This is a genomic window from Chryseobacterium sp. BGARF1, assembly GCF_001677955.1.
GTDB lineage: Bacteria > Bacteroidota > Bacteroidia > Flavobacteriales > Weeksellaceae > Chryseobacterium.
Map to the genome: position 1 here is coordinate 56,166 of NZ_LELA01000012.1, position 10,877 is coordinate 67,042.

Sequence of the window (10,877 nt, forward strand, 5' to 3'; positions counted from 1 at the left end):
ATAAAAAACTATGATTTTATCAATGACTGGCTTCGGTAGAGCCGAAGGTGTTTTTGAAGGAAAAAAAATTTCAATCGATATTAAATCGCTGAACAGTAAGAGCTTTGATTTGAATATCAAAATTCCTTTACGTTATAAAGAAAAAGAATTTGAAGTAAGAAAAATTCTAAACGATAGAATCATCCGTGGAAAGGTAGATTGCTACATCAATATAGAGAATCTTGAAGAAACCAATGATGTGAAAATCAACAGAGGTTTAATAGATTCTTACATGAATGAACTTAAAAATATCGCTTCAGACGGACCTGATTTTGAATACCTTAAAATGGCGGTAAGACTTCCAGATGCAATTACTTCAAGACCTGACGAATTGGGTGAAGGAGAATGGGAAGCTTTGGCTAAAATCGTCAACATTGCGGTTGATAAATTCCAGGAATTCAGAAAAACGGAAGGAAAAATTCTTCACGAAGAACTGGAAAGAAACATCCAAAATATTGACAAATCTTTGGCAGAAGTTATTCCTTATGAAGAAGTGAGGATTAATGCAGTGAAAGAACGTTATTTGAAAACTTTAAAGGAATTTGAAAACGTTGACGAAACAAGATTCTACCAGGAAATGGCTTATTTCACAGAAAAATTAGACATTCAGGAAGAAAAAGTAAGGCTTTCCCAACATCTGAAATATTATTCTGAAGTGATGGAAAATGAAGATTTTAACGGAAAAAAACTTGGCTTTATTTCACAGGAAATCGGAAGAGAAATCAATACTTTAGGTTCAAAAGCCAACCACGCTGAAATTCAGAAATTGGTGGTAATGATGAAAGATGATTTGGAAAAAATTAAAGAGCAAACGCTTAATGTATTATAAATGATAGTTGGTAAATGATAATTGATCAAAATAGCAATCAAATTTTAATCGATTATCATTTATCAATCATCAATCATTATTTATGAATAAAGTTATCATATTTTCAGCGCCATCGGGAAGCGGAAAAACGACATTAGTAAAACATTCTCTGGAAGCAATTCCGGAGCTTGAATTTTCTATCTCTTGTACCACAAGACAGCCGAGAGGAAGTGAAATTCATACTGTTGATTATCATTTTATTTCTCCTGAAGAATTCAGACAGAAAATTTCAGATGATGCTTTTGTAGAATTTGAAGAGGTTTACACCGATAAATATTACGGAACTTTAAAATCGGAGGTTGAAAAGATTTGGAATCAGGGAAAAGTTGTTATTTTTGATGTAGACGTAAAAGGCGGAATTTCATTAAAAAAATATTTTGGCGAAAAAGCATTATCCATTTTCATAGAACCACCTTCAATTGCCGAATTGGAACGAAGATTGAATTCAAGAGGGACGGATGATGCCGAAACCATAAAAACCCGCGTAGAAAAAGCAGAAGAAGAGCTTACCTATGCGATAGAATTTGATAAGATCGTGATTAATTCCGATTTAGATATTGCAAAAAAAGAAATAGAAAGTTTAATAAAAAGTTTTATAGAAGAAACTAGAAGTTAGAGATTAGAAGTTAGTAAAAAACTAATTTCTAATTTCTAATCTCTAACTTCTAATGAACAAAAACATTGAGGCTGAAATGAGCACTGAAACATTAGAAAAAGCTAAATCTACACTTCCTGTAAGAGGATTTTTAGATATAAAAGATATTGACATTCCTCAAGGAGAAGACTTGGTAAAAGCGATTCTCCAACTGAAAGAAGAAAAAAATGCCGTTATTCTGGCGCATTATTATCAACCCGGAGAAATTCAGGATATTGCTGATTTCTTGGGAGATTCTCTTCAATTGGCAAGACAGGCAAAAGATACGGATGCCGACATGATTGTATTCTGCGGAGTACATTTTATGGCGGAAGCAGCAAAAATTCTGAACCCAACCAAAAAAGTTGTCCTTCCCGATACAATGGCTGGATGTTCTTTGGCAGACGGTTGTTCAGGTGAAGGTTTGAGAAAAATGCGTGAGCAACATCCAAATGCTCTAATTGCAACGTACATCAACTGTAACGCTGAAACAAAGGCAGAAAGTGACATCATTGTAACCAGTTCAAATGCTGAAACTGTGATTGAAGCTTTACCAACTGACCGACCAATTATTTTCGCTCCGGATAAAAATTTAGGGAGATATCTATCTAAAAAAACCGGTCGTGACATGATCCTTTGGGACGGAAGCTGCATCGTACACGAAGCATTTTCTATGGAAAGAATTGCACAGCAGTTGGCAGATAACCCGGATGCAAAAATGATTGCACACCCCGAAAGTGAAGAAGCCGTTTTAAAGCTAGCTCACTTCATCGGTTCTACTTCTGCTCTTTTAAATTTTGTTGAAAAAGACGATTGTCAGAAGTTTATCATTGCAACTGAGGAAGGAATTCTTCACGAAATGAGAAAACGTGCACCACACAAAGAATTGATTCCTGCTTTGGTTTTTGACGAAAGCTGCAACTGTTCGGAATGTTTTTATATGAAGAGAAATACGATGGAAAAATTGTATTTGTGTATGAAATATGAGCTTCCTGAAATTTTAATTGAAGAAGAACTTCGACTGAAAGCTTTGAAACCGATTGAGGCAATGCTTGATCTATCGAAAAGTATTAAATAATTAAAAAGAGCTGTCTCACTTGAGACAGCTCTTTTACTTTTTTAGAGAAGAGGTATTTGCAATTTATGAAAGGCCTCCATCTACACAATCCATATGTACTAAAACTTTAGATTGGCAACATTTTGGTAAAGCATTGTACGCTTCACATGAACGTGGAAAATCAGGACCTGGTCCGTAAGGTCCGGGAGGGCAATTTTCATTACAAACTGCACCACCGTTAATTGCTTTTAAATTTCCTCTGTTTAATTTTTTTAGATTTTTCATATTTATTTGATTTGTTTAGTTATTAAATATAATACTTTTGTTTTATATATAAAAAAATCATGAGCAAGATCTTTTTAGAAGATGTAAAAATTCACGCTTACCACGGCGTTCTTCCCGAAGAAAATATTATCGGAACTTATTATATTTTAAATGCTGAGATTCACACAGATTTGTGGGATGCTGCAGCTTCTGATGACTTGAATGATACAATCAGTTATGCAGATATTAATGAAATCATTCATGATGAGATGAAAATTCAGTCTAAATTATTGGAGCATGTTGCGGGAAGGATCATTACTAAAATTAACGAAAAATTCAGTCAAATCTCTTACATCAAATTAAGAATTACCAAAACAAGCCCGCCGATGAAAGGTGAAATGAAAGGAGCGAGTATTGAGCTTGAAAAAAGTTTTTTATTAGGCGGAATTACAGAAAATAAGTAATTTTAAAATCAAAACACAGTGAAGGTATTCAAAATATTATTTCTATTGTTTTCTATCAGTATTTTTGGGCAAAACAATACTTCAGGTGATGCTATTTACAATTTTCCGAAAATAAAATCGAGCATTACAATGCCGGTAACGATTCCGTTATCAGAAATCAGCAATATAATCAATGCTTCGGTAAAAGATATAATCTTTCAGGATGATTCTTATACCGATAACGACAACGATCAGTTTAAAGTAAAAGTCTGGAAAACCCGACCAATTCGACTGGTTGGAGATGCCAATCAAAACATTGCGATTGAAGTTCCGTTAAAAATCTGGGCAGAAAAAGGCATTGGAACTTTGGGTGTTTACACGTATCAGGAAACCACTTTTGAAACGGTAATGTATTTTAAAACAGCTTTAAGTTTTAAAAATAACTGGACGGTAAGCACTTTTACGCAACCAATGGGCTTTAAGTGGGTAAAAAAACCGGTTTTAGATTATGGAAAAATTAAAATTCCTATTACTTCTTTGGTTGAAAAAAGCCTGAAAGAACAGCAATACAATTTTTCTAAAACCATTGATCAACAAATGGCTGCGCAACTCAACTTTCAGCAATATGCTGTTTTGGCTTGGAATGCTTTTTCACAACCGTTCAATATTTCGGAAGAATACAATACATGGTTGAAGATTACGCCCATTAATGTTAATATTACTCCACTAAAGTTTTATGGAAATCAAATCGATACCAATATCGGCATCGATATTTTCTCAGAAACTTACACAGGAACAAAACCTGAAGCCTCACAACCGGCAAAAGCAGTAATGAATTTTAATTTTGTTCCGTTGTTAGCAGACCAGTTTCTATTGCAGACCACAGCAAATATTCCATTTTCTGAAGCAACCAATATTGCAAAAAAAACTTTTTTAAATAAAGAATTCGACATTAGAGATTCTAAAGTAAAAATTACGGATATCAAAGTATATGGTGAAGCCAACCGCATTATGATAGAAGCCGATACAGATGGTTATGTGAAAGGAACTGCTTTTATTTCTGGTATTCCTGTTTATGATGAAACTAAAAGAAAAATAGTACTTTCCGACACAAAATTCAAGCTTAAAACCTCAAACCTTCTTCAAAAATTAGCAACTTCTCTTTTCAAAGGCAAAATTGTAAAGATGATTGAAGATGAATATGGTATTCCAACTGAAGAACTTGAGACGTCATCTAAAAAAAGTATCGAAGAAGCATTTAATAAAGAATATTATAAAGGTTTAAAAATGAGTGGTAAAGTTTTTAATCTTAAACCTCATCAAATTCTTTTAAACGAATCAGGAATTACAGCAGTAATTGACATCAATGCCAGTTTAAGATTTACCTTAAAAGGATTTTAAACTAAAAAACTACATAACTATGAGAAAATATTTACAAATTGTGGAGAGGCATAAAGCGTCTCTGGGAACAAGGTTTGTTAATAATTTGGTTGACACAATAATTTTGATGATTATTCATATAATTTTAGGAATAGCCTCAACATTGATTTACAATTATACGTACATTAACTTTTTTTTCTTCTATAATAATGGAGGTTTTCTTTGGGATATTTTTACAGGATCCATAGTTGCCTTCATCTATTTTTATCTTTGGGAATATAATTCTAATGGCAAAACTCCCGGAAAATATATTACAGGAACCAAAGTGATAAGTACTGATGGCAAAAAACCAACGCAAAGACAATATTTATCTAGAAGTTTTTATAGAATTATACCGTTTGAAGCATTCACATTTTTTGGAACTGATGGATGGCATGATAGTTTGACAGATACAAGAGTGATTAATTACAAAAACTATCAAGCTGAAAGTCAGGCCAAGAACGAAATTGATGCTATTGGACTAAAAGAAATTGCATAAAAAATTTGGAAAACATTATTATTTTCCTATATTTGCAGCACCTAAAAATGGTGCTTTGGCCGAGCGGCTAGGCAGTGGTCTGCAACACCACCTACAGCGGTTCGAATCCGCTAGGCACCTCCAATTAAGTCCCTAATCTATACCAGTTTAGGGACTTTTTTGTTTTCTTAAAATTACTTACCCATTAGTAAACAATAAATCTACTTTTTTGAAAAATATTTTTTATAATGGGGAAAGTCTTGGCTATAATACCAAAACCCTGATTTACTGCTCTGCTGTTTCAAACAGATAGAAATAAAGAAAACAAATAACAAAACTAAACCTAATAATATAAAATTCTCAAGCAATGAAAGATAATCTGATATTTCCATGGGTCGATTTTTAGTTCTTATAAATATATGCAAAAGAGACAATAAAAAGAAATTTTTTCTCTACAATTAGAGATTTAATTAAAAAAAATCAACTAAATATGATAAACACTGACTTCTTCGAGCTCTCCTTTATAAAAAGCATTTTAAAACTTTAACACTTCCTTAACTAAACCTTGGCTTCATAATTGAAATTATTAAGACTTAGACTTCAAAAGTTTAATCGTATAGAAAATTTGAGTTATGAAAAATATAGTTTTAGCAGGTTTGATTTCAATATTTACATTGACTGCCTGTAAGAAGGATGATAATAAAGTTGCTGAAAAAACTTTAGAACAACAGAAATTAGAATTTCAGGCGCGACAGCTTGATATAGAAAAGCAAAAATTGGCAATTGAAAGAGAAAGATTTGCCTACGAAACACAAAAAAGAACCGACAGCATAGCGGAAGTTGAAAAAGCCAAAACAGCTGCAGCTGCTGCAAAACCACAAGTCATCAAAGAAACCAAAACAATATACAGAGATGCACCGTCTTCTTCTAGCAATAATGGAAGCCAGGCAAGCAACTCTTCATCTCAAGGTACTACAGCAGCTAAGAAAAAAGGGATAAGTGAGGCTGCAAAAGGTACAGCTATTGGTGTAGTGAGTGGTGCCGCTTTGGGAGCTATTGTCAATAAGAAAAACCGTGGTGGTGGTGCTGTAGTAGGAGGTATCATTGGTGGTGCAACAGGATATACTTTAGGTAGATCACAAGACAGAAAAAGTGGTCGGGTACAGCCTAAATAATTAAATATTTTCACAAACATTAAAGATTGCTTATTTTTAGGCAATCTTTTTTTATGCTACTAACTTTATGCTCCACCATTTTTCTAATCACAACCTTTATGGGTTGGGGAAAACTGATGGAAAATATTTTTGGAAAAATCTTAAACGGAATTTCAGGAAAAATTTTAATGGGAATTTTCTCAACGGGTTTAATTTTCACCATTTTATCTTTTTTTATTCCTCTGAATTTATATGTAGAAATTCCTACAATTCTAATCGGACTCTTCTACTTTTTTAAAGATAAACTTTATCTAAAGTGTTTTCAATTCTCAAAAAAAGACTCAAGCATTTTGGGGATTTTAGCAACTGTCATTTTATTTTCAGCTTCTTTTTACCCTTTTATTTTAGACCATTTCGGCTACTATGTTCCTACGATAAAATGGCTTACAGAATACGGCTTGGTTAAAGGAATTTCTAATCTTGATTTGATTTTGGGGCAAATGTCGGTTTGGCATATTTTACAGGCAGGGTTTAGCAATTTTACAGATCCTTTTTTTAAGCTCAATGCGATTTTACTTATTATTTACGGAATTTATATTATCGAAAATAAAAGTTGGATTCAGCTTATTTTTATTCCCGTTTTACTTATTTTCTCACAATCTCCAAGCCCGGATTTGCCCGTAATTGTCTTTTCTTTGATTATTTTAAATGAAATTTTATCAACAAATAAAAATATTTCTTTTTTATTCGCCTTTTCAGTTTTCACTTTTGCCATAAAGCCAACAATCATTTGGCTGCCAATATTCATTCTGCTCTACTCTATTTTCATATCTAAATTTGATTATAAAAAGCTTATTTTCGGCTCGTTTGTTTTTCTTTTATTCATTGCGAAAAACATCTGGACATTTGGCTATCCCATTTTCCCTTTTGCCATTTTTGACTTAGGAATTTCATGGAAGTCTAATCCAGAACTTTTAAAAGCATCCTCAGAATTCGCTCTAGTAAAAACTTTTGATGAGCAATATTCTTATGCAGAAATAGTAAAATTTTCTTGGTTTGACCATATTAAAAATTGGCTTTCATTAAAAGGAATAAAGTCAATAATCAATATTTTATTTATCTTCAGTTTAATAGGTTTTATTATATTTTCTATCATTAAAAAAAATAAAATCATCAGTTTAATTTGTATTTCGATATTGATAAAAAGCATTTTGGTTTTGTTTTTTTCAGCACAATACCGATTTTTTATTGATGTATTTTTTGTACTATTTTTTATTTTTTTATTTAAAAGTTTAAACAAAAAAAACGCGCTCGTCATTTCATCATTTCTGTTTTTTATCGCGGTTGGAGCTTTTTCTTTCCCAAATCTTATTCAAAAGTTTATTCCAAGTTTTCAGGTGGGACGATTTATGAAACCATTTGAAAAAAATCAAATTATAAAACCATCTTATTACGAATACAATCAATACAATTCTTACAAAGTTGGCAATCTTAAGTTTAATGTTTCAAAAAAATATCCATTTAATTTTGATACTCCAGTTCCCGCAATTTCTGTAAACTATATATTTGATTATCAAAAAGAGCAAATATTCCCCCAACCCATTGACAAAAACAATTTAAAAAAAGGATTTATCTGGAAAAAATTGAACGCAGAAGAAAAAAAGGAACTCAACAAAACAATAGAATTAATCAAAAAGACTTATCAATAAACCAATTACCAAAGACTTTATTATCTGAATAAAAAACGGTAATTTTGTACTATGTTCAACACTTTAGGTAATCTTCTCAGCCTAACCACGTTTGGCGAGAGTCACGGCGCTGCTTATGGCGGAATCATCAATAATTTTCCGGCAGGTCTGGAGGTCGATTTTGAAAAAATTCAATATGAGCTGGATCGTAGAAAACCCGGTCAATCAGCTATCGTTACCCAACGAAAAGAAAGCGATACCGTACAATTTCTTTCCGGAATTTTCGAAGGAAAAACTACGGGAACTCCTATTGGCTTTATGATTGAAAACGAAAATCAAAAGTCAAAAGACTATGACCATATTGCGAATTCTTATCGCCCAAGTCATGCAGATTTTACGTATGATCAGAAATTTGGCATCAGAGATTATCGCGGTGGCGGAAAATCTTCTGCAAGAGAAACCATCAATTGGGTGGTTGCCGGAGCTTTAGCAAAACAACTTTTAAAAGATATTGAAATTAACGCTTACGTTTCTTCTGTAGGCGAAATTTTCTGTGTAAAACCTTATCAGGATTTAGATTTTTCTAAAACTGAAAGCAATGAAGTACGTTGTCCTGATGCTGAAACGGCAGAAAAAATGATTTCAAAAATTAAAGAGATCAAAAAAGAAGGCAATACAATTGGCGGAACCATTACCTGTGTTATCAAAAATGTACCTGTAGGAATTGGCGAACCTGTTTTTTCTAAACTTCAGGCTGAATTAGCAAAAGCAATGCTCAACATCAATGCCTGCAAAGGTTTTGAATATGGAAGTGGATTTTGCGGTGCAAAAATGACCGGAAGTGAACATAATGATCAGTTTAACACCGATTTTTCTACAAGATCAAACCTTTCGGGTGGAATTCAAGGTGGAATTTCTAATGGAATGGATATTTATTTCCGAGTAGCTTTCAAACCTGTGGCAACCATTTTAAGACCTCAGAACAGTGTTGATAAAGACGGAAATGCTGTAACGGTTGAAGGAAAAGGAAGACACGACCCTTGCGTTGTTCCGAGAGCAGTTCCTGTGGTAGAAAGTTTAGCAGCATTTGTTTTAGCTGACCTATTTCTGATCAATAAAACACGAAATACTAATCAATTTTAAATAACATACTTGTAATGAAAAATTACTGGGATAAAGCCATATCTTTTGAAGAATATCTTCAAATTGCACATCAAAGACTCGAAAACCCTCCGACTCCACAAGATGCCGAATATAAAATGTATTACGAGCTTGGAATTCAGAGAATGGATAGAACGCTTAAAAAATTTGTCATCGATGAAGAGCAGATCAACGAGCTGAAATCTAAGAATTTCAACGGAAAAATTTTAATTATTTCTGAAGCTTGGTGTGGTGATGCAAGCGCGACGGTTCCTGCTTTGGCAAAGTTTTTTGAAGGACATAATGAAGTAAAAATCTTCCTGAGAGACAGCGATAAAAGTCTCATCAATCAATTTTTGACGAACGAAACAGAGTCTATCCCGAAAGTCATTATTTTAGATGAAGACTTCAATGTAAAAAATTCTTGGGGACCCCGTCCAAAATTTGGGCATGAATTATTATTAAAATTTAAAGCTAATCCTGAAGCATACCCTAGAGAAAGTTTTTACAATGACCTTCAGGTATATTATTCAAGAAACAGAGGAAAAGATGCCATTCAGGAAATTTTAGAATTACTATAAAATAAATACTATGAAAAAACTGACTATTTACGTTGTTATTCTCGTAGTTTTAGGTGTTATCTTTTTAGTTCCAGGAGTGCGAAATTATCTTAAAGATCAATTTTTCCCGATCGCTACTATAGAAAATGCAGTACACATCAGTGAAGAAGATTATGATGTAGATCTTCAGGGAATCAATGTTCCAAGTACTAATTTGAAAAACTTTAAAGACAAGCCTGTTTTTCTAAATTTTTGGGGAACATGGTGTCCTCCATGCAGAAAAGAATGGCCATCCATACAAAGATTGTATGACAGAAGAAAAGAAAATGTAGATTTTGTTTTGATTGCCATGAAAGATGAAGAGGCGACGGTAAGAAAGTTTTTGAAAGAAAATAACTATACCGTTCCCGTATATATTGCACAAAGCCCTATCTCAGAAAAAATACTTCCGAAAGTTTTTCCTACCACCTTTCTTTTAGATAAAAACGGAAGAATCTTGATCAAAGAAGATGCTGTAACTGATTGGGATGCAGAATCTATCCATCAATTTATTGATAATATTCTTAAGTAAACTTTAACTAAAATTTAGATTGAGTTGGTACAAATTTTGCGAAATTTATAGAGTTGAAAATTATTTTAAAACAGACACAAAAATGAAATATTCAAAACTCAATCTTGCAAAAGAAGCGATTGCCCACAAAGGCTTCTTAAAAAAAATTCCGGACATCTTCAGAATGGTTAATATGTGGAGAAAAGGTACTTATCCTGTAAAGTCGATGGACCTTATTTTACCATTGGTAGGTCTTCTTTACGTCATCTCTCCTATTGATATCATTCCCGACTTCATTGTTGTAGCAGGAGTTCTGGATGATTTGGCAGTTTTATCATTAACAATCCCAAAACTTATTAGGGAAGTTGACAAATTTCTCCTTTGGGAAGCCGAGCAGAAATACAGCCCAAGCGGCACAAAAATAATTGACGCAGAAATCGTTTAAATAATTAAAAACATCCTTTACAGGATGTTTTTTTGTGAATAAATAATTATAAATTTATGTATATCCGTTTTTCATCATACCGCTGTAATGTTAGCAATAATGAGCCTATCGAATAGTTTATCTGCAAAATATCTTCGA

At 32.9% G+C, this 10,877-nt stretch carries 13 protein-coding genes and 1 tRNA gene; 13 read left to right on the plus strand and 1 reads right to left on the minus strand.

All coding sequences use genetic code 11. The features are described 5' to 3' along the window. The first annotated feature begins 10 nt into the window (after positions 1-10). The 3 genes from AB671_RS02740 (at position 11) to nadA (ending at position 2,619) form a co-directional block, all read left to right on the plus strand. A complete protein-coding gene (locus AB671_RS02740; RefSeq protein WP_066680855.1) occupies positions 11-868 on the plus strand; it encodes a YicC family protein in 858 nt (285 codons plus the stop codon). Positions 869-950: 82 nt separating this feature from the next. Next, positions 951-1,523 carry a guanylate kinase gene (gene gmk, locus AB671_RS02745; protein ID WP_066680853.1) on the plus strand — a complete coding sequence of 191 codons (573 nt, stop codon included), beginning with the start codon at positions 951-953 and terminating at the stop codon, positions 1,521-1,523. A 76-nt stretch (positions 1,524-1,599) separates the two neighbouring features. After that, complete coding sequence (gene nadA, locus AB671_RS02750) at positions 1,600-2,619, plus strand: quinolinate synthase NadA (protein ID WP_066680866.1); 1,020 nt, start codon at positions 1,600-1,602, stop codon at positions 2,617-2,619. 63 nt (positions 2,620-2,682) lie between these two features. Here the strand turns inward: nadA and AB671_RS02755 are convergent, their stop codons facing one another. Further along, positions 2,683-2,883: a bacteriocin-like protein gene (locus AB671_RS02755; RefSeq protein ID WP_066680851.1), complete on the minus strand. Its 201-nt coding sequence runs from the start codon at positions 2,881-2,883 to the stop codon at positions 2,683-2,685. Between the two features lie 56 nt (positions 2,884-2,939). On the opposite strand from AB671_RS02755, the gene folB reads away from it, so the two are divergent. From folB to AB671_RS02805, 10 genes are all read left to right on the plus strand, one after another. Continuing rightward, on the plus strand, positions 2,940-3,326 hold the full coding sequence (gene folB / locus AB671_RS02760) for a dihydroneopterin aldolase (protein WP_066680849.1): 387 nt from the start codon (positions 2,940-2,942) through the stop codon (positions 3,324-3,326). 18 nt (positions 3,327-3,344) lie between these two features. Further along, entirely contained in the window at positions 3,345-4,706 is a 1,362-nt protein-coding gene (locus AB671_RS02765) for a DUF4403 family protein (RefSeq protein WP_066680847.1), read from the plus strand. A 19-nt stretch (positions 4,707-4,725) separates the two neighbouring features. Further along, positions 4,726-5,223 carry an RDD family protein gene (locus tag AB671_RS02770; protein WP_066680843.1) on the plus strand — a complete coding sequence of 166 codons (498 nt, stop codon included), beginning with the start codon at positions 4,726-4,728 and terminating at the stop codon, positions 5,221-5,223. Between the two features lie 49 nt (positions 5,224-5,272). Then, positions 5,273-5,346: transfer RNA gene (locus AB671_RS02775), tRNA-Cys, on the plus strand. A gap of 488 nt (positions 5,347-5,834) precedes the next feature. Next, positions 5,835-6,377, plus strand: a complete 543-nt coding sequence (locus AB671_RS02780; protein ID WP_066680841.1) for a glycine zipper family protein — start codon at positions 5,835-5,837, stop codon at positions 6,375-6,377. A 53-nt stretch (positions 6,378-6,430) separates the two neighbouring features. Beyond that, positions 6,431-8,065 carry an LIC_10190 family membrane protein gene (locus AB671_RS02785; protein WP_066680839.1) on the plus strand — a complete coding sequence of 545 codons (1,635 nt, stop codon included), beginning with the start codon at positions 6,431-6,433 and terminating at the stop codon, positions 8,063-8,065. 51 nt (positions 8,066-8,116) lie between these two features. Continuing rightward, positions 8,117-9,187 carry a chorismate synthase gene (gene aroC / locus AB671_RS02790; RefSeq protein WP_066680837.1) on the plus strand — a complete coding sequence of 357 codons (1,071 nt, stop codon included), beginning with the start codon at positions 8,117-8,119 and terminating at the stop codon, positions 9,185-9,187. A gap of 14 nt (positions 9,188-9,201) precedes the next feature. Then, complete coding sequence (locus tag AB671_RS02795) at positions 9,202-9,765, plus strand: thioredoxin family protein (RefSeq protein WP_066680835.1); 564 nt, start codon at positions 9,202-9,204, stop codon at positions 9,763-9,765. Positions 9,766-9,775: 10 nt separating this feature from the next. Then, entirely contained in the window at positions 9,776-10,315 is a 540-nt protein-coding gene (locus tag AB671_RS02800; protein ID WP_066680833.1) for a TlpA family protein disulfide reductase, read from the plus strand. 82 nt (positions 10,316-10,397) lie between these two features. After that, positions 10,398-10,739, plus strand: a complete 342-nt coding sequence (locus AB671_RS02805) for a YkvA family protein (RefSeq protein WP_066680831.1) — start codon at positions 10,398-10,400, stop codon at positions 10,737-10,739. The last annotated feature ends 138 nt before the right edge of the window (positions 10,740-10,877 follow it).